This window comes from Microcoleus sp. POL10_C6, from assembly GCF_036701585.1.
In the GTDB taxonomy this organism is placed as follows: Bacteria; Cyanobacteriota; Cyanobacteriia; order Cyanobacteriales; family Microcoleaceae; genus Microcoleus.
In genome coordinates this window covers 154,752-179,691 of record NZ_JAUBRB010000002.1, presented here as the reverse complement: position 1 = coordinate 179,691, position 24,940 = coordinate 154,752, and the positions used below count along the sequence as shown (strand labels likewise).

The window sequence follows — 24,940 nt, the reverse complement described above, 5'->3', positions numbered from 1 at the left end:
TTGATTAAGAATTATTATTTTTGGCAATCATCAAAGTGGCGATATTTAACAGGCACAAATTTGAAAAACTCGTGGTTCATAAATCCAAAACATTAGCCTGGGCGATCGCATTTTTTAGCGGCATTTTGATGGCATTGACAACCGCACCAGTAAATGCTTGGCTATTGGCTTGGGTAGCATTAGCTCCCCTGTGGGTTTTGGTTGCCAGTTATCAAAAGCCAAAAATAGAACAACAAAAACACAAATTCTTCCTTCTTCCTTCTTTCCTCAACATCCATCCGTTACATCCGTTACATAATCCGTTGCCGAACTTCCTTCTTCCTTCACTCTGGGGAATTGGCTATCACGGATTAGCTTTATCTTGGATTATGGGAATTCACCCGATGACTTGGTTGGGAGTTCCTTGGTGGCCGAGTTTGGCGATCGCACTTTTTTGCTGGGCCTTCATCACCCTGTGGGGAGCCGCATTAGTCTCCGTTTGGGCGTGGCTATTTGTAATTCTCAACTCCCTCACTTTACCAGGCAAAAATCCTATTGTTCTTCTTAACTCCCCGCCTTTACAAGGGGGGGCTGGGGGCGGTAGCTCCGATCTTATTATTCTTAACTCCCCCCCTTTACAAAGGGGGGCTGGGGGGGGTAAAGCTCAAGTTTCAGCATTAACTCGCGTTTTAATTGGCACAGCTTTGTGGTGTGCCTTAGAAAGTATTTGGAGTACAGGTTCGCTGTGGTGGACATCACTATCTTACACGCAAAGCCCCCACAATTTAGCAATATTGCACCTCGGTCAACTCTCCGGACCCAGCGCAGTAACAGCCGCTATTGTAGCAGTAAATGGCTTAATCGCCGAAGCTTTTATTGAAGGCAGAAGGCAGAAGGCAGAAGGCAGAAGGCAGAATTGGATTGCTTATATTTTGCCTGTAAGTTTGTGTTTAATTTTGCATATTGCAGGCTGGAGTTTGTACAACCGCCCTTTGAATGAAGAAGCTGCAACCGCTTTAAACATTGGCATTATTCAAGGCAACATTCCTAACGAGATTAAGTTTGATTCAGGGGGTTGGCAGCGCGCTTTGGAAGGTTACACCACTGGATACAAACAGTTAGCAGACAGAAAAGTCGATGCTGTGTTAATTCCAGAGACAGCTTTGCCTTTTATCTGGACAAACGAGTATCAGCGTTCTACTCTTTCTTTTTACCAAGCTATTCTCGAACGCGGCGTTGTGGCTTGGGTGGGAGGCTTCGCCCAGCAAGACAATAGTATCACTAACAGCTTATTGGCGATCGATCGCACTGGAGAAATTGTCGGCCGCTACGATAAACTAAAGCTCGTACCTTTAGGCGAATATATCCCTTTTTACGAAATCTTAGGCGGGATTATTAATCGTCTTTCTCCCTTAGATGCTCATTTAGTACCCGGTAATTCTAAACAATTGTTTGATACGCCGTTTGGCCGCGCCATTGTCGGAATTTGTTACGATTCAGCCTTTGCTGAAATCTTCCGATATCAGGCGGCGATGGGAGGCGAATTTATGATTACCGCTTCCAACAATGCCCATTACAAACCGCCGATGTTAGCTCAACATCACGCTTTAGATGTGATGCGGGCAATTGAGACGGATAGATGGGCAGTTATCGCAACTAATACAGGTTACTCTGCTTTTGTTAATCCTCACGGTGAGACAATTTGGAAGTCGGGAATTAATACTTATGAAGTCCGAGATGTTACTATTTATCGGCGGCGAACTCGGACTTTGTACGTGCGGTGGGGAGATTGGCTGACGCCTGTATTGTTAGTATGGGCTGGGTTAATGCTGTTTATTGTTAAAAAAAATTAATCCGAAGCTTTTAGATTTTAGATTTTATGTACCAATCTAAAATCTAAAATCTAAAATCGAATGACTCTACTTATCTTTCACGTGTTCGTGAACGCTAGGAGATAAAGAAATTAAATCGTCGATATTGCGCTGCATGGCAGCACAAATATTGTCTAAAGGCAAATCATTGGCATCGTGTCCAAAGGGATTTTCTATTTCAATGCCGATTTCTTCAATCCCGAACAAAGTAAAACTAATTAAAGCCACAACAGGGCCAGTTCCCCAACTCACATCGTTTACCATTTGAAAGGGCAGTGCCAAACAGTAAAGCAACAATAGTTGTTTCAAGTGAATCGCGTAAGCCAAAGGGATAGGGGTCTTTAAAATTCGCTCGCAGCCACCTAATACATCTATCATAGAGTTGATTAACTCCTTCATACCAGTTAACTGATAGACATCAACGCAATTGCCCTCGTACTGTTCGTGCAAGTAATCCTCAATCCAAAAGGCAATCTCTAGGGGCGGATTGTTCATCGACTTGAGCTTTTGGTACTGCGATGGGGACATCAAATGCTCCAATTCTGAATTTACTAATTCTTGGCGCAAGTGCAGTTTCAGGGCTACTGCAAAGGCAGGTAAGAGGCGCAGGACTGACTTTTTGATTACGATATCCTGCAGGTCTTTTTCCTCGATTGCTACCCAGATTTGGCGCGCCAAATTGCGGACGTTGTTGACTAAAGTTCCCCACATTTTTCGACCGTCCCAAAATCTTTCGTAGGCTGTATTTGTCCGAAAAACTAACAGTAGACCCAGGACAATACTGGGTACAATACTAGACAAAATTGGTAAGGAAACCGGCCACTTTAAAAAGTGCAGCAGGGAAATAAGAACTCCAAAGCCGCCACACAGCAAAACGCGGGGCAAAATTGAGGGAATGACAGACCCCCGAACCTGTAATGCAATTTTAAACCAAGGTGGTCGATCGACACTCATGCAAGTCTCCTCATTAAATTAAATTAGCCCCGTCCTAGCACGGGCGGCACAACTGCCTGCTACACTTATTTCTTCGGCTCCCACCAGTCGATTTGAGATTCGAGATTTTAGATTGACTCCACAGATAAATCTGAGGCGTTTGAACTTTGGTCTAAAATTTTTTGGTCTCCACGACTGCTGTCAGGGGCTTGTATCCCTATTTGGGTGCGGTGAGAGCTTCCGAAAAAAGCTTTCCTACAAACAACCTTTGGATTTTACCCAAAAAACTCATCAATCTAAAATCTAAAATCTAAAATTGATGGACGGATGCACTTAATTAGGTAAGATTAACTATGTATATTTAAACCTCAGCTTCCGTGCAAGAGCTACCCACATCTGTACCCCCGCATTTTCACCGATTGCCAAACCAACGGTGGCAAATTTATTCGCCTCAAACACAGCAAGCCGAACAGTTTGCCACTGAAATCGGTTTGTCGCCCTTGCTGGCACAGGTACTGATTAACCGGGGCATCGATTCTGTTAAAGAAGTGCAAGGGTTTATCGAACCGGAATCTCTGGTTTTGCCCGCGCCAACCGATGAGTTTCCCGATTTGGCGGCGAGTGTCAAATTGTTGCGGGAGGCGATTTCGGGAGCGCAAAAAATTGCGATTTGCGGTGACTACGATGCTGACGGGATGACGAGCACCGCTTTGTTGCTGCGAGCTCTGAGGCTGCTGGGGGCGAATGTGGATTATGCTATTCCCAGCCGGATGCGAGAAGGTTATGGGATTAACGATCGCATTGTAGAAGAATTTCACTCGGAAGGTGTCGCTCTCATTCTCACGGTTGACAACGGAATTGCAGCTTACGGCCCGGTTGCCAGAGCGCGAGAACTCGGTGTCAAAGTTATTATTACAGACCACCACGATTTGCCGCCCAAACTGCCGCCGGCTGATGCTATTCTCAACCCGAAATTAATTGCGGAATCTTCACCTTATCGCGGTTTGGCAGGCGTAGGCGTTGCTTATGTTTTGGCTATTACTTTGGCTCAGGATATGCAGAAAGTGGGCGGGTTGGTGAATCCATTGCTGGAGTTATTTACTTTAGGAACTATTGCGGATTTAGCACCTTTGACAGGAGTTAATCGGCGCTGGGTAAAGCGTGGTTTACGGCTGTTGCCTCACTCGCAATTGGCGGGTATTCAGGCTTTGATTCAGGTGGCAGGAGTGCAGCCGGGAAGTGCGGAAAGTTTACCTCTTATGAATTCAAAAAGCCAAGCTAGCAATACGTTAAAGCCTGAAGATATTGGTTTTAGGCTTGGCCCCCGGATTAATGCTGTGGGGCGGCTGGCTGACCCTCAAATTGTGATAGAGTTGCTGACTACTGACGATCGCGAATTGGCTCTCAAAAACGCGATGCAGTGCGAACAAATTAATCAGCGCCGGCAGGAGTTGTGCCAGGAAATTGAGCAGGAAGCCATCGCTTGGTGCGAGGAAAGTGATCTCGACTTGCAGCAAGAACGAGTTTTAGTTGTCGTGCAACCCGGTTGGCACCACGGGGTGATCGGGATTGTGGCTTCTCGGTTAGTGGAACGCTACGGCGTACCTGTGTTTATTGGTACTTTTGAGGATGAGGCTGTAGGGGCGGTTGCCCATAAAATTATCAGGGGTTCGGCGAGGGGAATTCCTGAGTTTAATGTATTTGACGGGCTGAATTTTTGCGCGGATTTATTAACTAAATTTGGCGGACACAAAGCGGCGGGCGGTTTTTCGATGCCGGCTGATAATCTCGAAGAATTCCGCAATCAACTGTCAATTTTTGCCAATCAATGTTTGCAGCCGGAACATCTAAAACCTCTGGTTTCAGTAGATGTGCAGGCAGATTTGGCTGAGATTAATCTTGACCTTTACCGACAAATTGATGCTCTGGAACCTTGCGGGATTGAAAATAAGGCTCCTGTATTTTGGACGCCTAATGTTTGCATAACAGAACAGAAAATTGTGGGTAAAGGAGGCCACGTTAAACTAACTGCAACTCAAGATGGAAATGTATCGGCTAGTGTGAAGGCGATTGCTTGGCGTTGGGGGGAATATTTTCCTTTGCCTCGGCGGGTTGATATTGCTTACCGATTGCGGGAAAATAGTTTTAATGGCAAGACATCGGTTGAATTAGAATTGTTGGGCGTTCGGCTACCGGCAAATGCTGCTACTTCCAGGCCACCGAAGTTCGGAAAAGTGGAGTTTGATTATTGCGATCGCACTTATTCTTGCAGTCTATCTCCTGCAGGCTCGATCGAGGAATTGAGAATTCGCAACTCTCAAGGGCAAGTTTTGGCTGTTGCACCCGGACAAAACATCGGTTTGTTAGGTAACTCCCGCAAAGATGCTAGAGAAGTCGATGTATCTCTACCTTTTTTTGAGAATTTGATTCAAACTGCTAAACACGCCCTCGGTATTTGATAACTCGGTATTTGATAACAAAGCAGGTGCAGCATCGAAAATTGGCGATCGAGCCTTGTGAATTTTGCATCATTTAAAACTCAAAACTCCCAACTCTCGATCGCCCCGGAGCGTGCTATAATTACAGGTCGCCGCCTTTAGCTGCCAAGAGAAAAATCACGATCGGGCCCGAAAGCACGACGGCTGCGAGTAAAGCTACCTGAACAATGAGTTGGTAGTCTACACCACCCATACCACTGAAAAGATCGGTTATAAAGTCCATGTGTCCTCCTGACTGTAGTGATTAAGTCTAGATTGTTGAATTAGAAAATCCGCTTCTGATTTTACCGGGCGATCGACCATATTTTTTAAGGAACTTTACAAAATTCAACAAAATGTAAACTACGATCGACCTCTCAGTGACAGCAAACCAGGGACTTGATGCCCCTTCCCGGAAACTCCCCCCAATCTCCAATCTCAAATCTCAAATCGAACCCCCTTTCGGGATATCCGTCTCCGGCGCTGGCAATTGATATACTTTAAGAGCCCCAATTTCCTAAAGTTTGGCATTTTCCACATAATGCTCCGAATCTAAAATCTAAAATCTAAAATCTAAAATCTAAAATCTAAAATCAAACTATGGCTACTTGGCGTTGCGTAAAGCAGTGCGGTGCTTGTTGTTACCTCGACCCAACAGAGCGCCCAGACTTAGACGAGTATTTATCTGAAGACGAATTAGCGGTCTATTTGAGCTTAGTTGGAGATGACGGTTGGTGTATAAATTTTGACAAAACCACCAGAGAATGCGGAATTTACGCCGATCGACCGCGCTTTTGTCGGGTAGACTCAGAGGTGTTTCAGGAAATGTACGGCGTTGAGCCGACTGAATTGAACGATTTCGCGATCGAGTGCTGCTTGGAACACATTGAAGATCTTTATGGCGATCGATCTTTGGAAATGATCCGCTTCAACTCTGAAGTAGGAATTCTCGCCTTACCTGACAACTAACAATCTCCCGGTTTCTCACCGGGAGAGTGTCAAAATAAACAAATTAAGGAAATATCGCGCAGTTGAGTTGAGCTATGAGTAATCGAGAGGGTTTTACAGGGGGATTTATTGCCGGAGCTGCCGTTGGCGGCTTGGTGGGTGCAGTTTTGGGCGCGGTGCTGTCGCGGCGCGCTGCTGAAGCTTTGCTGAGTGAACCTTCAGACGCAAAAACCAGAAAAATCCGCCAGAGGAAAGCCAGCCAACTCGAAGCCGACGGGATGGAGGTAGCAAGACTGAGTTTAGAAGATAAAATTGCCCAGCTAAATCAGGCAATAGATGACGTGCGGCTGCAACTCGGAGACGTAAACGGCAACACGCCGGCTCCGGGCAGCGAGGGATCGATCGCTCAAGACTCATAACTCCATTTAAGATTTTAGATTAGTCGGGCACATCAATGCGGGCTACTCACATCTTGCACCATTCTCGCTTCACAGACCTTTCGAGTCTGTGAAGCAAACAGTGATTTTTATTGTGGGCAGTTGCTCTTCTAGCCCGCCCGCAAACAGCGTGATGCTCCCCCTCTCCCCCACCTATGCTAAACTTTAAGTTAAAGTGTCTGTAAACTTTACTCAAACTTCAACGAGAATATATGAGTTATTCCATAGGCCTTTTGGCAACCACGCTGTCCACATTTCTGCAAATCTATGTAGCCCTAATGATTTGTCGCGTGCTATTAAGCTGGTTCCCGAATATCAATTGGTACGACCCCCCCTTTTCAATTTTGAGTCAGTTAACAGACCCTTACCTGAATCTATTCCGATCGATTATCCCCCCCTTAGGAGGGATTGACTTTTCGCCACTGATTGCATTTTTTGTACTTCAGTTCGGCTCGGAATTCTTGATCGGTCTTTTGACCAGCTTGCAAACATCCTTGTAGTTGGAAAAGCTTAAGTTTTTAAGCATCGAGCGTAAATTCTTTGGCAGACCTAGCAGCCGGCAACTAAATTTTAGATTTGAGATTTTTAGATGGACTCCCCGGTTGAAAAGCTGGGGAGTTCATCGTACATGAGAAATGAGAAATTGCCAGCCAATCAACAATCTCAAATCGAAAATCTCAAATCTAAAACAGCATCGCACTTTCACGGGCAGCCAACCCTAAATCTCAAAGAGTTTCCTTAACGGCGAACCACGCCAGTAAAACCTGTAGCTTTAAATTGCTTGAGCTTCAAAGGTGTTCTCTGATTGGCGGCAACCGAAATTCTGAGCTGAAAATCGCTAACTCCGGGAGGAACTTCTTCTATAGAACCCAAGCGAGTGCGATTTTGCATCACCGGATTGTCGTCGGCATCATAAATGCGGCCGAAAATATCGGCATTGACAACTGGTTTGCCGGTGCTATTTTCAGCTTTCCCAGTAATCAAAAAGCAGGTAGCTTCCATAGAACTGCCACTGGTGACTGTTCCTTCTCCCATTTCGGCAGGACATTCGCGATAAGAAAGGTCGGAAAGTTTAATCTGCGTCAGAGCCCAAGCAGGTGGAGTGTATACCAAACTAAAAATTCCGATTAGGCAAGTAGCAAAAAAAAGGCTGATAGCTCGAAATTTCATAAATGGCGGGGAAAGTATATTTTAATTCTCAGCTTAGCGCGAATTCAGCCTCAAATTCTTACTTATAGGAATTCTGAAAACTACAGCTACTTTTTGAAGAAATGGCATTAGTCTAGACCTAAATGCTGTCGCAAGGCTTGGCGCATCACATCGACTGGGACGGATTCTTTATCCAGCCAAATTTTTAAGGCGGCTGCTCCTTGTTGAACTAGCATTTCGAGTCCGTCAATAGCTCGCGCTCCCCGAATCTTCGCATCTTTGAGAAATTGGGTAGGATTAGGGGTGTAAATTAAATCATAGACGATCGCACCTGCTGAAATTCGATCGAGCGCACTATCCGCAACAGGCGATTTTTCCCCCTGCGGATACATCCCCACAGGCGTCGTGTTCACCAGCAAATCTGCCTGCGAGATTAACATTGACAAATTATCCCAAGTATGCACCTGCAAATTCTGCACGGGCATCGGAGAATCCACCCAACTCTGCTGAAATTCCGCTAAATTTTGTTCGCTACGACCGACAACGTGAATCTCTGCACATCCCAATTGAGCGCATCCAGCCACAACAGCTCTCGCCGCCCCGCCCTTCCCCAAAATTACTGCTACTTTCTGACTCCAATCGGAACCCCCCCTAGCCCCCCCTTGGTAAGGGGGGGGACAGGATTCGATAGCCGTATTGCCCGTTTCTAAGGGAGAGGTCGCGTCTTTAGCCCCCCCTTGGTAAGGGGGGGTTGGGGGGGTTTGCAGCGGCGCGAGAAAGCCTTCAACGTCAGTATTTGTGCCACACCAACCTTTGTCAGTCAGGTATACGGTATTGACTGCGCCGATCGCTCGGGCGATCGGGGAAACTTCCGACAGCAGTGGTAAGATTGCTTGTTTGTGCGGAATCGTGATGCTAAATCCCCGAACGCCGATCGCCGCAAATCCTGCAAGAGCAGCTTTTAAATCCCCTGGTTTTACCGGAAACGGCAAGTAAACAAAATCGACTCCCAATTGGGAAATAGCAGCATTGTGCATCGCCGGCGACAGAGAATGTTCGACGGGATGACCAATTACTCCTAACAGTTTAGTAGTGCCTTTAATCATTTTTGTTAGTTGACTGTTGACTGTTTATGATTCGGCGGAGATAACTCTCAACCATCAACCATCAACCATCAACTGTCAACTGTCAACTCTCAACCGTCAACTGTCAACTGTCAACCATCAACCATCAACAGTTTGCCGAAACTCTTTGGCGTCAGCCAAAATCGGATTGACATCAAACCAATAATCCTCGCCGTAACGGTATTCAAACACCCAGAGACTCCGCAGCAATATTTGGTATTTAGTTTCCCCGTTCACAGTTTTGGTAGCGGATACTTGGCGCAGCAATTTCCACTCATCGGGTTCGATCGCCAAAGTAAGCTGGTGGCGGCGCTGGACGATCACATTTTCCAAAGTTTCCCGCGACAGAGGAGGGTCTTGTTTCTGCAGACAGCTATACAGCAGTTGCAGCAAATTGCGGACATGACCGCCGCTGACTCGACACAGGCGATCGAGAGTTTCCGCAGAGTCGAAAACTTTGCCTACCAAAGCATAGCGCTGCGAAGGATGCACCGTCGGAAAAGCCCGCGCCAGAACCATCTGCCGCAGCAATTCCACACCCTCAGAGCACTCAGAACCATCGCTCAACTGCACCGGCACCATCGGCAAAACCTTCGGATCTACCCCAAATCGATTGGTCAATTGGCCCAAATCGTTAGAGAAAATCAGCACCAAGGGAATTGTATACACGACGTGGCAATTTAGTCTTGCCAACTGTTCGCCGCGATCGACAAACAGGTATTCCGGCTGCAGTCGCCCCGTCGGTTTCGCGCACAGGTGTATGCGATCGAGATTGTCGATAATTACTACAAGTCCTTGTTTCCCTTGGCGTTTGAGTTCTTGATTAGCCGGCTCCAGCAACTCCTTATTAAGCGCATCTAAAATTACGTTAGTTCGCGGCTCCAAATATTGCCTCAACTCCGATCGCAGATTCGGAGCATCTTTCGCCTTAGCAGTAATTTTCCCAATTCCCAACGCCAGAGAAAATTCTCCCTCCGTGCTGGCATTTATTTCCCCAAAACCAGGGACATTAGCTTCAGCGCTCAAGTCTATTTGAGTTTGAAAAACATCAGCAACCCCTTTGAGCAAAGCTTTAAAACCCGTCGGTTGCAGCTTGATTTTCATTTTCTCAATGCTTTCGCTCACCTGACGAGCAACGCTCAACAAAATGTCAGTGATATCTACATCTGCCATGTCTAAGTCTTTACTCGACTCAAAGTAAACAACATGAAATCCTTGTTGCTGCAATTGAGCTTGCAGCCGCAGCAATTCTGTTGATTTACCAGAGCCGATGTGACCGGTGAATAATTGACAGGTAGGTGCATCGGGGGACAGACGGCTGATGGTGCGCTCCAATTGTTCTACGATTGTGCCGCCCCGCACTGAAGAGAAATCGATATAGTATTGTCGGTCTTGTTGATTTGCTACTGCCAGGGTGTAGCTGGGATTGCAGGCGCTATAAAATTTCTGTAAATTTAGTTCCATACCCTGTTCCATCTTTCACAACATTATGCCCTAATACCTTATTCGTTTTGCTATGGTAATAATCAGCACAATTGGCCCGTTTATTCTGCTGTTTTATTTTGCGGTCAATATCTTAATTTAGCTCATAAAATTTTAGAGTTTAAATTTGAGATTGTAGATTTTAGATGGTAATGACTCATCACTATCGGGGTGGGGTTCTTCCCTCCCTGGCTATTCTTTTTTTAAACTTTTATCATCATACGCACTCACCAATTATACCTAATTTTTGCCGACACAGAATGAAGGGAAATCACTAATACCCGATAACTAGGCAATCGCTCTGTCTGTGCCGCAATTTTGTATATTGAATGAAATCAACGACGAAGAGTGGGCGGTAATGTTCTCCCGTCAAAGTGGCTATTTGAGTACGGTTAACCGAATATATAAAGGGCGGGAACTTGCACCCGCCCCCATGCAGTTATCAAGTCAACATAGGCTCAAATCTCAAACCTAAAATCTAATTGCTTCAGCCAATCCCGTGGCAGATTTAACACTTTTGGCGGCACCGATTCGGCAGATTGGATCTTGCCCCAAAACGGATGCTAGAATCGTACCAGTTTAATGAAACTAAGACTGCCCCACGCTTTCTTCAGAAACCCGGTTTCTTCCTATATTTCTCCTTACTAAATCTCTTATTTTAGTAGAAAATGGCTTTCTTAGCACACTCTCTCTTCCCTAACCATGAGATTTTTGCGTCCTCTGCGGTTATTTAAAAAAGTCTTTATCCCAACTAAAATAAAACTTTTATATCCTCTTTATCTGCGGTTAAAAATCACCCAATTATACAAAAAAAAGGCTGGCATTACACCAGCCCTTCAACTAATTTTAGATGTTAAATTTTTGCTAATTTAACATCTAAAACCTCAAATCAATCTAGCTTCTGTCAGTAGCAGCTACTGGCTCAAAGCTTGGAACTACCAACTCATCATTCTGCTTGGTGAGTTGATTGTACAGCCTTTCGGTATTCGGGAAATTCGCAGCCGGCAGAGTCGGGAAGCGACGGTAAGGAACAGTATCCTCGCCAAACGCCTCGGCATATTCAACGCTGTTCAACATGGCGTTGATAAAGCCCTTAATTCCTTTACTTGCCAAGATTTGGTTGTACGTCCGAATCTCCGCTTGATTGCGGGGAGCGCGGCCCAAGAAGTGCTTCGTTCCCAACTCAATCACCTTAGTATTGGGATAAGGTGCGTAGAACTGTTTGACGTACAGCGATGAGCAGCCCAAAGCTTCAATGAACTCCTTGAGATTGATTTCATTGTTGCCCAGTTTGCTTTCCAGCGCCGTGAATTCATTCTTCACAACGTAGGGATTCAAGTCGCGTTCAAAAACTTGACGGTAAGCAGCTTGAATTAAAGTTTTCAAAGCTACTTTGTCCGAAGTAGTCGTCAGCTTGAACACCTTAGTTTGTTCGCGCCGCTTGCTGACACCTTGAGCGAGGCTATTTTGTAACTCGAATTCGCCGCGATCGAGCGCAGTGCCGAGTTCGATAAATCGAGGAGTTTCAGGAGTCTTAGCTTGGACATTTTGCTCAGCGACGGAACCCGATCGCATCGTCCGCATCGACAAACCACCGGGAGTTACATAGCGCTCGTAGGGCACTGTATCTTCCCCGAAAGCTTCGTTGTACTCCGTGCTGTCCAGGATGCTATCGACCAGCGCGTAGAAACCCTTCTTAGCGCAAATGTCAAAGTAAGCGTTCATTTCCTGACGGCCGTAGGTAGGGCGTCCCAGGAGTCGGCGGTGAATGTACTCGATCGCCTTACAAACGTAGAGCTTGCTCCAGTACATATTGCGGAACACGTCAGACTTCGCCAACATCCGAATAAATTCGCGCATCGGAATCTCGCCGTTTTCCAGCTTAATTTCCGCCACCTTTTGGCGCTGGCCGTCGAACACATCGCGACCAAACACTTGCAGGTAAGCAGCCCGAATCACCGCTTGAGTCGAACTTTCGGTAAATTTGACACTGGAAGCATTGCTGTAGCTGCTGGAGACACCGCGGGCAGTTTTCTTGGAAGCAACATAGTTGCTCGGTAACTGGTCTAATTTAAAGACCTTGGGGCCCAGAGAACCAGGAGCAGCACCGCGAGCCGCCGGATTGCTCAACTGATTGTCAATCCCCGCACCTTGACGGATCAGGATACGGCGAGTGTCTTTGCCGAAGGGAGCCGGACGGCTCTTGGGGTTGCGAGTTTCTTTGGGGAAAATCGCGCCGAACTGAATTTCTAAGGGGTCATTACCAACACCGTAAACGTGCTGGTCTGGCAGAGGCTGGTTGTAGCCGGCAAACAAGGTGATGAACTGAGGAACCTTGCGGAACGGAGCGCTGAAATTGAACAAATCAATTTGCGGGCCCCAGTTGCGACACTCCTGAGCTTCTTGGCCCAAACCGCGTAGGTAAGGCACTGTTTCTTCGCCGAAGTAATCGGAATATTCCTGGGAATAGACCATCGCGTCTACGAGGGCTGGCAGGCCGCCTTTGCTGACGATCGCAAAATACTTGCTAAATTCCTCCCGCGAGCTCAAACCGCGGCCGAGGAAGTGGCGGGCGGCAAGTTCTACAGCGCGGCTGTTGACAAACGGCTCGTAGAATTGCTGACGGTACAGAGGAGATTTGCCAAGGCGGCGAATAAACTCTTTCATCGAGATTTCGCCATTTTTGACCTTGGATTCCAAGTCAGAAATGCTTTGGCTGTATGCGCGGCTAATGTCGCGCTCGAATACTTGGCGGTAAGCTGCTTTGATTACTTCTAGCTTTTCGGCCGAAGACAGGCCGGTTTTCATGACGAATTTCGATCGCCGCTCGGCTGCGTTGAAGTAGATTTGAGGCAGTTGCAAGCCTTGCTGGTCATTGCTTTCGCGCTGCCGCACCTTGTCTGAAGGTGTGGGAGCTTTGAATTCGGTAATTGCTACGTCGAAATACTGTCCGACGATCGCACTTGCCTCTGCATTTTTTCTGAAATAGCCCAAAGATGCTGCCTTCATTTCCTGCATTGCCACAATTGTGGCTGCCGAAGAGCAAGCATTTTCGATGATTTCCCGCAATCCGCGCACGTTCACCGAAATAATGTTCGGGTCGCCAGCTACGATCGCGTAAGTGATGTAGCGCAAAAACCAGCTCAAATCCCGCAGAGATTTGGTCATGTTGCCCGGGCCATAGCGCGAGACATTGATCGGCTGAAATCCTGCTGGGATTGGGCCGCTGTAGCCGCCACCGTTGCCAGAAAATAGATTTCCCAGCCCCAAGAACCCGCCGCCACCGCCGTTGCCGCCAGCGCGGCTTTCTACGTAGGTGACATTTCCCAGTTTCATGCCTTCAGAGACATTCGCCGAGCCGCCGCGAGCCACGCCTGCTACAGCCATCGCAGGTTCTTGTGGTCTTTCCAAAAATGCCAGCGGGGAACCGCCGGTAAAAATCCGGTTGGCTGCGCGGGATACTATCAGTTCCGAGTTTTGGGTCAGCGTCGCAGAGATATCGATCCGAAGAGCCCCGGAACTGAAATAACTTGCCAGTTCGCTGAGTTCGCCCCGCTGTAGAAAGCGGTCTTGCTGTTCTGCTTGCGAAATTGTTGCGACCGGTACAGTTTGATATAGTTGCGGACGCGCAACCGAGCTTCCACCACTTGCTTTTACAGTCATTAGACTCCTTAGCTCCCTATCCAAATAGTTGCAGCATTTAACCAGACTAACCTTGCCTTCTGATGCAGGTCAAAGTAGGTATTTTTGCTTTGTTTACTTTTTGCCTTTACCTGTCACGAGGTTCGGGCGCGCTTACTTTCTTAGATTAAAATGTTTTGGTTTCATCTTTCTGCCTGCGGGGAAATGTCCGATCCGAAGGCAGGCACGGGGTACTCCCTCCGCTGCGATCCGCCGGTATACCCGTGGAAAAAAAGACTCGGCAGGAGAGTTGCCTTTGGGCGATTGCAGCCAGTGCCTTGAATTAAAGGAAAAGAAAATCAAAAATTTTCTTCTGCCTGTTTCGGGGCTGTTGACTTTCTGCGGAAAGACGCCTCCGCTTTACTCGACAGTTCAGCGGTGGGCTATTGACAGTCCTTGTTTGTTAAAAAGCCTGTCGAGATTTATTGTATAGATTTAAGAGAGCTTATATGAGAAAAAATGATAAGTTTTATTACGCAGAAGCTGTCAGGGCTTGGCTACCAGGGGTTAGTCGATCGCCCGATCCCTCTCTCTTAGGCTTCCCAACTTGGCGAGACGCCACTTTGGTTGCCAGTAAGGAAGCAATAGAAGTGCATCGCGTCGCGCTGTTCGTCCGTAGCTACTGACAACCAATCTCCAAACTCACGCACAATTACCTCACCTATGGATACTACGCCTGATATCAGTGCTGCCGTGCGGCGGCTTTACGATACTTTCCCTTTCCCGCCCGATCCTTTGTCAGATGAACCGCCTCCTGGGTACAACTGGCGCTGGAGTTGGCCTGATGCTTACAATTTTTGCACTGGCCAAAAGCCGCCAAAACTCGATATTCGGATTTTAGATGCTGGCTGCGGCACTGGTTCGAGCACCGATTATCTGATTCACCTCAATCCTGAAGCTTCGGTGACGGCGATCGACCTGAGTGCGGGTGCTTTGAAGGTAGCACAAGAACGCTGTCGCCGATCGGGAGCGCGGGAAGCTGATTTTCGCCACCTCAGCCTGTACGATGCCGCCGAGTTAGAGGGCGAGTTTGATTTGATCAACTGCGTGGGCGTGCTGCACCACTTACCAGATCCGATCCGGGGCATTCAAGCGCTGGCGGCGAAGTTGGCGGCGGGCGGTTTGATGCACATTTTTGTGTATGCTGAGCTCGGACGCTGGGAAATTCAACTCATGCAAAAGGCGATCGCACTTCTCCAAGGCCCGCAAAAAGGTGACTATCCCGATGGTGTGAAAGTAGGTCGTCAAATCTTTGCTTCTTTACCAGAAAACAACCGTCTTGTCAAGTACGAAAAACAGCGTTGGGCAGGAGAAAATCAGCGGGACGAATGTTTTGCTGATATGTATGTTCACCCGCAGGAAATTGACTACAATATTGAGACTTTGTTCGAGTTAATTGATGCTTCGGGATTGGAATTTATTGGTTTTTCAAATCCGGGATATTGGCAGTTAGAAAGACTTTTGGGCAAAGCGCCGGAATTGATAGAAAGAGCTCAGGGTTTGACGGAACGGGAGCTTTATCGATTAATTGAATTGTTGGATACGGAAATCACTCATTACGAGTTTTTCTTGGGCAAAAAGCCGGTTAATAAAATTGATTGGTCGGACGATCAGGCTCTTTTGGCGGCAATTCCAGAGTTGAGTGGTTGTATGCACGGTTGGCCGAGTCAACAAGTGTTTGATTGCAACTACCAATTGCTCAATTTGTCAAGTGCAGAATTTGAGTTTTTGCAAGCTTGCAATACCAAAACTGTTGGGGAGATTTTGGCGGATGTGGAGATGGGATTGGATGAAGTGCGATCGATCTTATCAAAACAGCTCATTTTGCTAACACCGAAATTATAGCGCTTTTTCATTCTTTGAACGAACCGCGAAGACGCGAAGTGCGCGAAGGAAGAACTGCATCTCTTTCTTTCTCTTCCTTCGCGTCCGCGTGCCTCGCGGTTCATTTTATCTTACTCCTAAAATCCCAAATGGATTGACACAGGCCCCCCTCTGCGGCTACGCTTTGAAGTTAGAGGTTGCTTTGCTTGTAGAGGAAGTAGCCCGCGTCGCCCAAAAATCTAGTTGCACTGCCCAAAGCTGCTGGTAACAGCAATGGACAGCTAACCGCCAAACTGATCACAGCAGTCTGGAGGCTAACGGAGTATCTTAACATCCTCTGTAGCCGCCCTGCTATGTCTTGAAATGCGGGGCGGCTGGGTTTTTGGGTTTTTCTAGAAAACCCAAAACCAGGAGAACATAATTATGTCACAGGAATTCTTGCCTGACGACAACAAATTCGATCTGCCAAATGACGGCTCAGCAGCAGAATCGGAACAGGATGTGGTGTGTGTAACGGTGACAGGTTCGCCCAAGGGTGTCAGGGAAACCATACTCACTTTGTACCGCCTGGGATTTGCCGAAGTGGGCGATTGGAGTCCCGTACAGCGTGCAGCTAATCCGAAGCAAGTGATGAGTGTGCTGATTCGCCGTCGGAAGCGCAAAGCGTAGGTGTTTGCTCGTTCCCAGGCCTTAGCCTGGGAACGCATTCCATGAGGCTCTGCCTCCTGTTTTTGTTTTTATCCGTTAGCGAGGCAGAGCCTCTGGATCTCGGTTCCCAGGCTAAGGCCTGGGAACCAGTTAAGAAGACCAACAAATCTCACTAAATCAGGATAAGAGCATATCGTGATTTAGAGGCTGAAACATCTATAAATCCAGCTAGGCGGGGAAACTACACTTTCCCCGCCTAAGTCCTGTAACCTTTGCAGCTACATCGAGAAGACACATATCTTGACATAAAATATTATCAAATTCAAAAATATCCATAGTATAAACTCAAAAACAGGTATAGTTAGATTAACTACCACCTAAAAAACTGAAAAATAAAAGAAAATAATGATCTTTGCTCAAGCTGCTCAAGCACAAGTTATTAACGCCCAAGTAGTGAGTATTGAAGACGGCGATACACTCACTGTTCGCAGTAATAAAGGACAAAATATAACAGTAAGGTTGGCTTGCATTGACACACCTGAAAGAAATCAAGAAGGTGGAAAAGAGGCATATAATCGCCTTAAAACACTACTTCCAAAAGGTACATCAATCAAAGTTCAACCTGTATATAAAAACGTATATGGAGATAAATTATTGGTAGTTTTGGTAGTTTTCGGCAATAAAAATATTAATTTGCAACTGGTGCAAGAAGGGCAAGCATGGGTTTATGAACATTACATTGGTATTGGTAAATGTATCAATATCGCTCAAGAATTGCGTCAAGCTCAGACTACCGCCCAACAGCAGCGAATCGGACTATGGAGTAAAAATAATCCTTGTCCACCTTGGGACTATAGAAAAAATCAGTGTAAATAGAATCCCATTACCCCACAAAAACCTGCACCAATTTGGGAATATGCAAAGACAAATTATTTTGTGATTGTTTCCAAAGATTCTGACTTTCATCAACGGAGTTTACTTTACGGTCATCCTCCCAAATTTATCTCCGTGTTGGCAATTGCTCAACCTCTAAAATTCTTCAAATGCTACCAAATGAAATCGACATCATTAGTCAGTTTGGAAATAGAGAAGCAGAGAGTATACGGGTATTGTCCTAGCATGAAACAAAAAAAGCAAAGAGTGAGGATATATAGCAAAACCATTTGATTTGTAAACAATCGATTCACTCATCACAAGCGTTTCAGGTTATTCTACATTCATGACTCAAATAGACTTGCTATATCAACTTAAGGAGTTTACAGGAGTGAATAAAATATTCAGCACGTTAAGCTAATATAAAGTTGTTGCTCTCTGCTCAATAATCCACTGAAAATGATGAAAGAAGACACCATTAACATCGTTGGTTTTCATGGACATATTTACTTCGACGCTGATAATCGCGATGCGGCTGCGCGTGTACGAGAAGGATTGACTCAGTTTGAGGTGCAGCTTGGGCGTTGGCATGACAAACCCATTGGCCCCCACCCCCAAGCGATGTATCAAGTTGCATTTTTACCAGACCAGTTTGGCAAAGTGGTTCCCTGGTTAATGCTGAATCGTGAGGGACTCAATATTCTCATTCACCCTGAAACAGGCGACGATGTGGCCGACCATACGAAACATTCTTTGTGGCTAGGAGAGAAACTAGAGTTGAATATCGAATTCCTGCGGCCTAGGACAGGCAACGCCAGCTTATGATCTATCCGCGCGCAAGACGAGGGCGTTACTTCAGACTGACTTATCGCTGATAATAGATAATTAGCCACCGATTTGAGACATGGTCCGGCGACTATAATTTCCTGTATTTATTAATAATCGTTATAATATCCTTAACAAATGACTGAATAAATGTATGAAAATTAGAGCAATCATCCATCCCGCAGAAGAAGGTGGCTATTGGGCTGAAGTTCCCGCACTTCCTGGGTGCATTACCGAAGGAGATACTATGGAAGAAGTGATGGCTAATTTAAAAGATGCGATTGAAGGTTGGCTCGATGTTGCTAATAGTCGTGAAGCAATTGCCTCCACAGATAAAATTGTTGAAATTGCTGTATGAAATCTATTTCAGGGAAGCGACTGTGCAAAATAGTAGAGCAGAAAGGTTGGGTTTTGAAAAGAGTTACTGGCAGTCATCATATCTATGAAAACGCCGAAATAGGACAAATTTTGTCAATTCCCGTTCACCGGAATCAAGATTTGAAAATTGGAACCTTAAGAGCCTTGATGAAAATAGCTCACCTATCTGAGGAAGATTTACAAAGTTTGTCTTAAGTAGAATCTATACATTCTCTTCAATCGCGTAGCCTCGCTCTTTACCCCACTCTATCCAAGCTGATGCCATCTGTTTTACCCTTCCCCTTTGTTCCGGTTTAATGGGATTTTCACCCGTAATTGCATTCAATGCAGCTAACCAGTAAAGGGGATTCTTTTGCAGTTCCGATAGCAACAGCGGCACGACTGGATAACCCATATTAATAATTTCCTGATATGCAGGATGCTGAGACATTTGAGCTGTCGAAGACATTCCCGCAACTTCACTTTGCCATTCCGTAGCAAGAGTATAAAATTTGTCAATTACCTCGATCGCAATTTCAGCATTTTGATTGCAAATATCTCGATCGGTATTTGCTGCGGGATTTTCTCGTTGCGCGATCGAGCTTTCAATGTTCATCAAGACTAATTCTTCGATGGATACATTCATCTGGGCAGCAACTTTTTGTAGCTTCAGCATCAGCCGGTCTGAAATGGCGATCGAGATGGTGTTCATCGTTAAATACCTGATTTATAATTAACCACAGAGAACGCAGAGATTACAGAGAGGGGGAGAGAATATCGAGGGAATACTAAAATCGGAATTGATATCACCCGCCGATTTGAGACATGGTGCGGCTGTAATTTCCTTGAGTAGTTCCCGAATCTCGCTGCTTGAAATTAATCTCCGGTTTCATCTCTAATATGTGCCGCACTCGATCGCGCAATTCGCCTGTAGACACTCCATTCCGTAAAGCAGTTTTTAAGTCAATTTGACCCGTTTCGTTCAGCAGACAAGGCCGCAGCCACCCGTCAGCAGACAAACGCATCCGGTTGCAGCGATCGCAAAAACACTCCGACATTTGGCTGATAAATCCTAAAGTGCCTTTCGCCCCCGGAATTTGAAACACATCCGCCGGCCCATTTCCGCGCACTCCCGACTCGGCTAACCCGTATTTGTCGCTAATTTGTTGCCGCAATTCGGCTGATGCTACCCAACCTTTATCGCCAAATAAATCCCCATTCCCGATCGGCATAAACTCAATAAATCGAACGTGCCAATTCCGGTTAATTGTTAACGCCGCTAAATCCAATATTTCGCCGTCATTCACACCGGGAATTACTACAACATTCAGTTTCAGCGGGTCGAATCCAGCTTGATAAGCCGCTTGAATTCCCTCCCAAACCTGCGTCCATCGCGATCGTCCCCGACTACCAATTATCTTATCAAAAGTCTCCGGTTCCAAGGAATCCAAACTAATATTAATCCGGCGCAAACCAGCATTGTAGAGATTTTCCGCCATTCCCGCCAGCAAAAAGCCGTTAGTTGTCATTGACAAATCTCGCGTTTCCGGCAAAGATGCGATCGACCTCACCAATTCCACCACCCCAGGCCGCAGCAGCGGTTCCCCACCCGTCAACCGAAACTTGGTAAATCCCACAGGTATAAAAACTTCCCGCAGCAGAGTTAGCAATTCCGAGTGAGTTAACAACTGCTGCTGCAATACATAGTCCAACTCGCTACCTTCCGGCATACAGTAGAGACAGCGGAAGTTGCAGCGGTCTATCAAGCTAATCCGAAGGTAGTCTACGGTATCCATGTCAATAGTTTGTAATATTATTTAATTATAAATGCCGATCGCATTTTCTGCAATTATTGATAGAAAGCAAAAAACCTGCATCGATTTCTCTCTCTTCTCTTACTCTGTGCTCTCTGCGTCCTCTGCGGTTAATAAAATAAATCTAGTTTGCAAGTCTATACATCTATGACATTCTTTGAATTTGAAGCTGATTTTGTCGAAGCTTTGCGCTGCATCCCCATGCAAGTACGTCTCAAGTTAGATACTTGCGGCATTAAATTGAAGCTGCAGGATTGGAATCATTTTAACCAAGCAGAACGGCAAAGTCTTGTAGAGTTACCTTGCTTGACAGAAGCAGAAATTATTGATTACCGAGAAAAGCTAAATCAAATATTAATTCAACAGACAGGCAAACCGGGAACTGATTTGGCTGTTGATGAAAATCCCCCGTGGATGGATGCTGCAACTGTACCGGAGTCGGTTTCTGCAAAAGCGCAAGAGCTCGGCGTGAAAATTTCTTTGGCCCAGTGGGCGAGTTTGCAGCCTCTACAGCGATTTGCTTTGATTAAGCTTAGTAGATCGAGCCACGAGAATAAAAATTTCATTCCGGCGCTTCAAGAGTTTAAGGTTATTGAATGAGATCGAATTTGAATTAACTCTTGTAGCGCGCAAAGGCAGACAAGGGAGAGTTACCTGATCGATTCGCGCGATCGTCCTCGGTCGCTATCTCACTTAGTGAGAGTAACTCGGTGAGAAAAATTAGAACAATGTGTAAAATAGTGTGGTCTGGCGGTGGGAGACTTAGGGTGAGGTCGATCGGACATTTAACGGCTTGAGGTTTCCGAAGCGCCAGACACCGAATTCCGACAAGTTATGATTAATTTAATTTTAAGTATTGTTACCGCAGCGTGGTATTATTTTTCTGAGTTTGCAAAGCACTCGCCTGCTACCTGCATTAGTTTCTGAGCTTCGTGAACACGCAAAACACACCCACCGAACCCACACCAGCAACCGAGGATATTCCTCAAGCTGGCACAGTCTCAACAGTCTCGACAGTCTCGTCCGAGACAACGAATCCCATGCAAGACTTTTATCGCCTCCAACAAGAGTTGTTGGCGTACACCCTTGCTTTTACGGCGATTATTTTTATCTCCGTTTGGATTTTTTACTCCCTCAACATTGCCCTGAATTATTTGCTTGGGGCGGTCACAGGTGTGGTTTACTTAAAGATGTTGGCTAGAGACGTTGAACGAATCGGCAGCCAAAATCAACGCATCAGCAAGACAAGGCTCGGTTTGTTTTTCGCGGTGATGATAGTAGGAACACAGTGGAATCAGCTACAGATTTTACCGATATTTTTGGGATTTCTGACTTACAAAGCTGCGCTGATGGTTTACGTGATCCGAAGTGCATTAGCACTAGATTACAGGTAAGTCAGGTAAGAAGAGCAAAACTCAACTCATCGATTTGTATGGGGAAGCCCGTTGAATGGCAATGCTTGACGTTCTAAACACCTTTAATCGTTTCCCCCTCGCCAAATTGGAAGTGGGCCAGCAGTTGTACTGGCAACTCGGCAATCTGAAAGTGCATGGACAGGTTTTTCTAACCTCGTGGTTTGTAATTGCTGTTTTAGTCGTAGTTTCGATTTTAGGAACCAGCAAAATCCAGCGAATTCCCAGCGGAATGCAAAATTTTATGGAGTATGCGCTGGAATTTATTCGGGACTTGGCTAAAAACCAAATTGGGGAAAAAGAATATCGCCCTTGGGTACCGTTTATTGGTACATTATTTCTGTTCATCTTTGTGTCAAACTGGTCTGGCGCTCTAATTCCTTGGAAGCTGATTAAGCTGCCATCAGGCGAATTGGGAGCTCCTACCGCTGACATCAACACGACGGTAGCATTTGCACTGCTGACTTCTCTAGCATATTTTTATGCAGGTCTCAGCAAAAGCGGCTTGGGGTATTTCGCCCACTATGTTGAACCGGTACCTTTCATGTTGCCGTTCAAAATCATAGAAGATTTCACTAAGCCTCTGTCCCTAAGTTTCCGTTTGTTTGGCAACATTCTTGCGGACGAATTGGTGGTCGGAGTGCTAGTGTTGCTAGTGCCTTTATTTGTTCCTCTGCCAGTGATGGTTCTGGGACTATTTACCAGTGCAATTCAAGCTTTGATTTTTGCAACCTTAGCCGCAGCCTACATAGGTGAAGCTCTAGAAGGCGGTCACGGCGAAGAACACCACGATTAACTAACGATAAACGGCGAAGAATGAAGGAGGAAAAAGAAAAATTCTGAACTCAAACTTTCTCCCGTTAAATCGGACAATTCTGTAGACTATCTGTTCTCAATTTTGTACTTTAGATAAGGAAAATCATCATGAACCCAACAGTTGCTGCCGCTTCCGTAATTGCCGCCGCTTTGGCAGTAGGTTTAGCTGCAATCGGCCCTGGCATCGGTCAAGGTAATGCAGCAGGTCAGGCTGTAGAAGGTATTGCCCGTCAGCCGGAAGCAGAAGGTAAAATTCGCGGCACCTTGCTGTTGAGTTTGGCGTTCATGGAAGCGCTCACAATTTACGGTTTGGTCGTAGCCCTAGTGCTGCTGTTTGCCAACCCCTTCGCATAATAATTGGAAATTTTAGATTTGAGGTTTTGGCGATTCTAATCCAAAATCTCAAATCTAAAATCGATTAAGCGAATTAGATGGAAGCCGTCAAAAAATCATGATGCACTGGACAGTATTACTAGCAGTTGAAGAAGCGGCTAAGGAAGGGGGACTGTTTGATATAGATGCTACGCTGCCTCTGATGGCGGTGCAGTTTTTAATTCTAGTCGCAGTCTTGAATGTAATTTTTTACAAGCCGCTCAGCAAGTCAATTGACGATCGCGCCGATTACATTCGCAACACTCAAGTCTCCGCGCAAGAACGCTTGGCAAAAGCTCAGCAACTAGCGCAGCAGTACGAGCAAAAACTGGGAGAAACTCGCAAACAGTCTCAATCAGTAATTGCTGCTGCTCAAGCTGATGCCCAAAAAATTGGGGCAGCAAAAGTAGCTGAGGCTCAACAAGAAGCTCAAGTCGCGCGAGAAAAGGCTGGGCAAGAAATAGAGCAGCAAAAGCAAGAAGCAATGCGCTCACTAGAACAACAAGTAGACGCGCTCAGCGGCCAAATTCTCGAAAAGCTATTAGGGCAGTCGCTGGCCAAATAGCGAGACAGAAGAGTTTTAGATTTTTGATGGAATCTCAAATCTAAAATCGCTTCACCCAATCTGCACGCGCAATTATGGAAGAGTATCATGGGGACTGTTTTATTGCTAGCCACAGAAGCTAGCGGCGAAGGTGGTTTCGGTTTAAATTTCGATATTTTAGAAACCAACCTGATTAACCTGGTCATTATTATTGCAGTGCTGTTTTATTTCGGGCGCGGATTTGTAGGTAAAATCCTGACAGAGAGGCGTTCGGCCATCCAAGAGGCGATTCAAGAAGCAGAAAAACGCCAAAAAGATGCAGCAGCAGCTCTAGCAGAGCAACAGCAAAAATTGACTCAAGCGCAAGCAGAAGCGGAACGAATTCGTGCCGCGGCTGAAGAAACTGCCAAGAAAGCAAAAGAAGCAATTCTAGCTCAGGCAGCGCAAGACGTTGAAAGAATGAGAGCAACAGCAGGTCAAGAGTTGGAAGCGGAGCGGGAAAGAGCGATCGCCCAACTGCGATCGGCGGTTGTATCTCTGGCATTAGCAAAGGTGGAAAGCCAGCTAAAAACTAGCTTGGACGAGGGCGCTCAACACCAATTAATCGATCGCAGCATTGCGTTACTGGGAGGCTAAAACGTGAGTACAGTCAGCACAGAAGTCTTACAGCCTTACGCATCTGCCTTGATGTCACTGGCTCAGTCCAACAATCTCTCAGACAAGTTTGGCGAAGATATTCGTTCCTTGCTGAGCCTGCTAGAAGGTTCGGAAGACTTGCGTCAATTTTTAGCCAATCCGCTGATAAAACCGGATGCTAAAAAAGCTGTGATTCAGCAAATAGCGGGTGAAGAAATGAGCCCCTTGATGCACAGCTTTCTGAAGCTATTAGTAGACAAAGGAAGAATTCTTTTTTTAGAAGGAATTGGCAAACAATACTTGGCAAGGCTCCGAGAACTCAACCAAACAGTATTGGCGGAAGTTACATCGGCAGTCCCGCTTTCAGACGCTCAACAGCAGACTGTGCGCGAGAAAGTGCAGGCGATGACCAGCGCTAGTCAAGTAGAAATTGAAACCAAAATAGACGCAGATTTAATCGGCGGTGTGGTAATCAAAGTAGGCTCTCAAGTAATTGATGCCAGCCTGCGTGGACAATTGCGCCGTCTGGGACTTCGCTTGAATTCCTGATTTAAGGAAGCAGGAGGTTCGGCAACGGATTATGTAACGGATAGAAGAAGGAAGAAGGAAGAAAGAACAAGGGAAGAATCAAACAGGAATTAGGAATAAATTAATTTCTGTTTTCGAGCTGTTATTCCCCAATTCTTACTACCAAATCCCTATTCTTTCTTGCGGAAAACATCGACAGACAACTAACAA

At 46.1% G+C, this 24,940-nt stretch carries 30 protein-coding genes; 21 read left to right on the top strand and 9 right to left on the bottom strand.

The window, feature by feature from the left end:
- The first annotated feature begins 35 nt into the window (after window positions 1–35).
- Window positions 36–1,832 carry an apolipoprotein N-acyltransferase gene (gene lnt, locus QUA34_RS01945; protein WP_333383780.1) on the top strand — a complete coding sequence of 599 codons (1,797 nt, stop codon included), beginning with the start codon at window positions 36–38 and terminating at the stop codon, window positions 1,830–1,832.
- A 66-nt stretch (window positions 1,833–1,898) separates the two neighbouring features.
- Here lnt and QUA34_RS01940 read toward each other — a convergent pair whose 3' ends face one another.
- A complete protein-coding gene (locus tag QUA34_RS01940; RefSeq protein WP_333383654.1) occupies window positions 1,899–2,804 on the bottom strand; it encodes a bestrophin family ion channel in 906 nt (301 codons plus the stop codon).
- Between the two features lie 356 nt (window positions 2,805–3,160).
- Here QUA34_RS01940 and recJ point away from each other — a divergent pair, with 356 nt between their 5' ends.
- Window positions 3,161–5,242 carry a single-stranded-DNA-specific exonuclease RecJ gene (gene recJ / locus QUA34_RS01935; protein ID WP_333383652.1) on the top strand — a complete coding sequence of 694 codons (2,082 nt, stop codon included), beginning with the start codon at window positions 3,161–3,163 and terminating at the stop codon, window positions 5,240–5,242.
- 121 nt (window positions 5,243–5,363) lie between these two features.
- Here recJ and psb30 read toward each other — a convergent pair whose 3' ends face one another.
- The gene (gene psb30, locus QUA34_RS01930; protein ID WP_333054512.1) at window positions 5,364–5,504 is read right to left on the bottom strand and encodes a photosystem II reaction center protein Ycf12/Psb30; all 141 of its coding nucleotides are present in this window, start codon (window positions 5,502–5,504) and stop codon (window positions 5,364–5,366) included.
- 356 nt (window positions 5,505–5,860) lie between these two features.
- Between psb30 and QUA34_RS01925 the strand changes: the two genes are divergently transcribed.
- From QUA34_RS01925 to QUA34_RS01910, 4 genes are all read left to right on the top strand, one after another.
- Complete coding sequence (locus QUA34_RS01925) at window positions 5,861–6,229, top strand: YkgJ family cysteine cluster protein (protein ID WP_333383650.1); 369 nt, start codon at window positions 5,861–5,863, stop codon at window positions 6,227–6,229.
- Between the two features lie 74 nt (window positions 6,230–6,303).
- Entirely contained in the window at window positions 6,304–6,627 is a 324-nt protein-coding gene (locus QUA34_RS01920) for a hypothetical protein (protein WP_333211073.1), read from the top strand.
- Between the two features lie 230 nt (window positions 6,628–6,857).
- Entirely contained in the window at window positions 6,858–7,145 is a 288-nt protein-coding gene (locus QUA34_RS01915; protein ID WP_333083660.1) for a YggT family protein, read from the top strand.
- An 89-nt stretch (window positions 7,146–7,234) separates the two neighbouring features.
- Entirely contained in the window at window positions 7,235–7,387 is a 153-nt protein-coding gene (locus QUA34_RS01910; protein ID WP_333383646.1) for a hypothetical protein, read from the top strand.
- On the opposite strand, the gene QUA34_RS01905 is transcribed toward QUA34_RS01910, so the two are convergent.
- The 4 genes from QUA34_RS01905 to QUA34_RS01890 form a co-directional block, all read right to left on the bottom strand.
- Entirely contained in the window at window positions 7,384–7,815 is a 432-nt protein-coding gene (locus tag QUA34_RS01905; RefSeq protein WP_333083661.1) for a hypothetical protein, read from the bottom strand. The two genes, QUA34_RS01910 and QUA34_RS01905, sit on opposite strands and share 4 nt — an antisense overlap.
- A 107-nt stretch (window positions 7,816–7,922) precedes the next feature.
- Window positions 7,923–8,900 carry a shikimate dehydrogenase gene (locus QUA34_RS01900; protein ID WP_333383643.1) on the bottom strand — a complete coding sequence of 326 codons (978 nt, stop codon included), beginning with the start codon at window positions 8,898–8,900 and terminating at the stop codon, window positions 7,923–7,925.
- A 117-nt stretch (window positions 8,901–9,017) separates the two neighbouring features.
- On the bottom strand, window positions 9,018–10,382 hold the full coding sequence (locus tag QUA34_RS01895; RefSeq protein ID WP_333383641.1) for a P-loop NTPase fold protein: 1,365 nt from the start codon (window positions 10,380–10,382) through the stop codon (window positions 9,018–9,020).
- A gap of 912 nt (window positions 10,383–11,294) precedes the next feature.
- Window positions 11,295–14,063, bottom strand: coding sequence for a phycobilisome rod-core linker polypeptide (locus tag QUA34_RS01890; RefSeq protein WP_333383638.1), 2,769 nt, complete (start codon window positions 14,061–14,063; stop codon window positions 11,295–11,297).
- Between the two features lie 467 nt (window positions 14,064–14,530).
- Here QUA34_RS01890 and QUA34_RS01885 point away from each other — a divergent pair, with 467 nt between their 5' ends.
- Both QUA34_RS01885 and QUA34_RS01880 read left to right on the top strand, forming a co-directional pair.
- A complete protein-coding gene (locus QUA34_RS01885; protein ID WP_333318896.1) occupies window positions 14,531–14,707 on the top strand; it encodes a hypothetical protein in 177 nt (58 codons plus the stop codon).
- Between the two features lie 37 nt (window positions 14,708–14,744).
- The gene (locus tag QUA34_RS01880) at window positions 14,745–15,926 is read left to right on the top strand and encodes a class I SAM-dependent methyltransferase (RefSeq protein ID WP_333383637.1); all 1,182 of its coding nucleotides are present in this window, start codon (window positions 14,745–14,747) and stop codon (window positions 15,924–15,926) included.
- A 169-nt stretch (window positions 15,927–16,095) separates the two neighbouring features.
- Here QUA34_RS01880 and QUA34_RS01875 read toward each other — a convergent pair whose 3' ends face one another.
- Window positions 16,096–16,239, bottom strand: a complete 144-nt coding sequence (locus QUA34_RS01875) for a hypothetical protein (protein ID WP_242717095.1) — start codon at window positions 16,237–16,239, stop codon at window positions 16,096–16,098.
- A gap of 89 nt (window positions 16,240–16,328) precedes the next feature.
- On the opposite strand from QUA34_RS01875, the gene QUA34_RS01870 reads away from it, so the two are divergent.
- From QUA34_RS01870 to QUA34_RS01850, 6 genes are all read left to right on the top strand, one after another.
- Window positions 16,329–16,574, top strand: coding sequence for a hypothetical protein (locus QUA34_RS01870; RefSeq protein ID WP_333383634.1), 246 nt, complete (start codon window positions 16,329–16,331; stop codon window positions 16,572–16,574).
- A 384-nt stretch (window positions 16,575–16,958) separates the two neighbouring features.
- Window positions 16,959–17,429, top strand: coding sequence for a thermonuclease family protein (locus QUA34_RS01865; RefSeq protein WP_333383631.1), 471 nt, complete (start codon window positions 16,959–16,961; stop codon window positions 17,427–17,429).
- 60 nt (window positions 17,430–17,489) lie between these two features.
- Window positions 17,490–17,720 carry a hypothetical protein gene (locus QUA34_RS30100; protein ID WP_445242786.1) on the top strand — a complete coding sequence of 77 codons (231 nt, stop codon included), beginning with the start codon at window positions 17,490–17,492 and terminating at the stop codon, window positions 17,718–17,720.
- 165 nt (window positions 17,721–17,885) lie between these two features.
- A complete protein-coding gene (locus QUA34_RS01860) occupies window positions 17,886–18,251 on the top strand; it encodes a DOPA 4,5-dioxygenase family protein (RefSeq protein WP_333383629.1) in 366 nt (121 codons plus the stop codon).
- Between the two features lie 154 nt (window positions 18,252–18,405).
- Window positions 18,406–18,609: a type II toxin-antitoxin system HicB family antitoxin gene (locus QUA34_RS01855; RefSeq protein ID WP_193972043.1), complete on the top strand. Its 204-nt coding sequence runs from the start codon at window positions 18,406–18,408 to the stop codon at window positions 18,607–18,609.
- Window positions 18,606–18,824 carry a type II toxin-antitoxin system HicA family toxin gene (locus QUA34_RS01850; protein ID WP_333383627.1) on the top strand — a complete coding sequence of 73 codons (219 nt, stop codon included), beginning with the start codon at window positions 18,606–18,608 and terminating at the stop codon, window positions 18,822–18,824. Before QUA34_RS01855 ends, QUA34_RS01850 begins: the two co-directional genes overlap by 4 nt.
- A 7-nt stretch (window positions 18,825–18,831) precedes the next feature.
- On the opposite strand, the gene QUA34_RS01845 is transcribed toward QUA34_RS01850, so the two are convergent.
- Entirely contained in the window at window positions 18,832–19,320 is a 489-nt protein-coding gene (locus tag QUA34_RS01845) for a hypothetical protein (RefSeq protein WP_333383624.1), read from the bottom strand.
- 94 nt (window positions 19,321–19,414) lie between these two features.
- On the bottom strand, window positions 19,415–20,404 hold the full coding sequence (moaA, locus tag QUA34_RS01840; protein WP_333383622.1) for a GTP 3',8-cyclase MoaA: 990 nt from the start codon (window positions 20,402–20,404) through the stop codon (window positions 19,415–19,417).
- Between the two features lie 165 nt (window positions 20,405–20,569).
- Here moaA and QUA34_RS01835 point away from each other — a divergent pair, with 165 nt between their 5' ends.
- The 7 genes from QUA34_RS01835 to atpH all read left to right on the top strand — a co-directional run bounded on the left by QUA34_RS01835 (window position 20,570) and on the right by atpH (window position 24,751).
- Window positions 20,570–21,022, top strand: a complete 453-nt coding sequence (locus QUA34_RS01835; RefSeq protein ID WP_333383620.1) for a nitrate reductase associated protein — start codon at window positions 20,570–20,572, stop codon at window positions 21,020–21,022.
- 332 nt (window positions 21,023–21,354) lie between these two features.
- A complete protein-coding gene (locus QUA34_RS01830) occupies window positions 21,355–21,816 on the top strand; it encodes an ATP synthase subunit I (RefSeq protein ID WP_333037348.1) in 462 nt (153 codons plus the stop codon).
- Window positions 21,817–21,871: 55 nt separating this feature from the next.
- Window positions 21,872–22,630, top strand: coding sequence for a F0F1 ATP synthase subunit A (gene atpB, locus QUA34_RS01825; RefSeq protein WP_242717111.1), 759 nt, complete (start codon window positions 21,872–21,874; stop codon window positions 22,628–22,630).
- Window positions 22,631–22,758: 128 nt separating this feature from the next.
- The gene (gene atpE, locus QUA34_RS01820) at window positions 22,759–23,004 is read left to right on the top strand and encodes an ATP synthase F0 subunit C (protein ID WP_006631105.1); all 246 of its coding nucleotides are present in this window, start codon (window positions 22,759–22,761) and stop codon (window positions 23,002–23,004) included.
- Window positions 23,005–23,101: 97 nt separating this feature from the next.
- A complete protein-coding gene (locus QUA34_RS01815; protein ID WP_006631106.1) occupies window positions 23,102–23,587 on the top strand; it encodes a F0F1 ATP synthase subunit B' in 486 nt (161 codons plus the stop codon).
- An 87-nt stretch (window positions 23,588–23,674) separates the two neighbouring features.
- Window positions 23,675–24,202 (top strand): F0F1 ATP synthase subunit B, encoded by a 528-nt coding sequence (locus QUA34_RS01810; RefSeq protein ID WP_333383617.1) that lies wholly within the window; start codon window positions 23,675–23,677, stop codon window positions 24,200–24,202.
- A 3-nt stretch (window positions 24,203–24,205) separates the two neighbouring features.
- On the top strand, window positions 24,206–24,751 hold the full coding sequence (gene atpH, locus QUA34_RS01805; protein ID WP_333383614.1) for an ATP synthase F1 subunit delta: 546 nt from the start codon (window positions 24,206–24,208) through the stop codon (window positions 24,749–24,751).
- The last annotated feature ends 189 nt before the right edge of the window (window positions 24,752–24,940 follow it).

Coding starts and splice junctions, on each gene's coding strand:
- QUA34_RS01940 (WP_333383654.1), bottom strand. CDS start 2,804: ATGAGTGTCGATCGACCACCTTGGTTTAAAATTGCATTACAGGTTCGG.
- psb30 (WP_333054512.1), bottom strand. CDS start 5,504: ATGGACTTTATAACCGATCTTTTCAGTGGTATGGGTGGTGTAGACTAC.
- QUA34_RS01925 (WP_333383650.1), top strand. CDS start 5,861: ATGGCTACTTGGCGTTGCGTAAAGCAGTGCGGTGCTTGTTGTTACCTC.
- QUA34_RS01920 (WP_333211073.1), top strand. CDS start 6,304: ATGAGTAATCGAGAGGGTTTTACAGGGGGATTTATTGCCGGAGCTGCC.
- QUA34_RS01915 (WP_333083660.1), top strand. CDS start 6,858: ATGAGTTATTCCATAGGCCTTTTGGCAACCACGCTGTCCACATTTCTG.
- QUA34_RS01910 (WP_333383646.1), top strand. CDS start 7,235: ATGGACTCCCCGGTTGAAAAGCTGGGGAGTTCATCGTACATGAGAAAT.
- QUA34_RS01905 (WP_333083661.1), bottom strand. CDS start 7,815: ATGAAATTTCGAGCTATCAGCCTTTTTTTTGCTACTTGCCTAATCGGA.
- QUA34_RS01900 (WP_333383643.1), bottom strand. CDS start 8,900: ATGATTAAAGGCACTACTAAACTGTTAGGAGTAATTGGTCATCCCGTC.
- QUA34_RS01895 (WP_333383641.1), bottom strand. CDS start 10,382: ATGGAACTAAATTTACAGAAATTTTATAGCGCCTGCAATCCCAGCTAC.
- QUA34_RS01890 (WP_333383638.1), bottom strand. CDS start 14,063: ATGACTGTAAAAGCAAGTGGTGGAAGCTCGGTTGCGCGTCCGCAACTA.
- QUA34_RS01885 (WP_333318896.1), top strand. CDS start 14,531: ATGAGAAAAAATGATAAGTTTTATTACGCAGAAGCTGTCAGGGCTTGG.
- QUA34_RS01880 (WP_333383637.1), top strand. CDS start 14,745: ATGGATACTACGCCTGATATCAGTGCTGCCGTGCGGCGGCTTTACGAT.
- QUA34_RS01875 (WP_242717095.1), bottom strand. CDS start 16,239: ATGTTAAGATACTCCGTTAGCCTCCAGACTGCTGTGATCAGTTTGGCG.
- QUA34_RS01870 (WP_333383634.1), top strand. CDS start 16,329: ATGTCACAGGAATTCTTGCCTGACGACAACAAATTCGATCTGCCAAAT.
- QUA34_RS01865 (WP_333383631.1), top strand. CDS start 16,959: ATGATCTTTGCTCAAGCTGCTCAAGCACAAGTTATTAACGCCCAAGTA.
- QUA34_RS01860 (WP_333383629.1), top strand. CDS start 17,886: ATGATGAAAGAAGACACCATTAACATCGTTGGTTTTCATGGACATATT.
- QUA34_RS01855 (WP_193972043.1), top strand. CDS start 18,406: ATGAAAATTAGAGCAATCATCCATCCCGCAGAAGAAGGTGGCTATTGG.
- QUA34_RS01850 (WP_333383627.1), top strand. CDS start 18,606: ATGAAATCTATTTCAGGGAAGCGACTGTGCAAAATAGTAGAGCAGAAA.
- QUA34_RS01845 (WP_333383624.1), bottom strand. CDS start 19,320: ATGAACACCATCTCGATCGCCATTTCAGACCGGCTGATGCTGAAGCTA.
- moaA (WP_333383622.1), bottom strand. CDS start 20,404: ATGGATACCGTAGACTACCTTCGGATTAGCTTGATAGACCGCTGCAAC.
- QUA34_RS01835 (WP_333383620.1), top strand. CDS start 20,570: ATGACATTCTTTGAATTTGAAGCTGATTTTGTCGAAGCTTTGCGCTGC.
- atpB (WP_242717111.1), top strand. CDS start 21,872: ATGGCAATGCTTGACGTTCTAAACACCTTTAATCGTTTCCCCCTCGCC.
- atpE (WP_006631105.1), top strand. CDS start 22,759: ATGAACCCAACAGTTGCTGCCGCTTCCGTAATTGCCGCCGCTTTGGCA.
- QUA34_RS01815 (WP_006631106.1), top strand. CDS start 23,102: ATGATGCACTGGACAGTATTACTAGCAGTTGAAGAAGCGGCTAAGGAA.
- QUA34_RS01810 (WP_333383617.1), top strand. CDS start 23,675: ATGGGGACTGTTTTATTGCTAGCCACAGAAGCTAGCGGCGAAGGTGGT.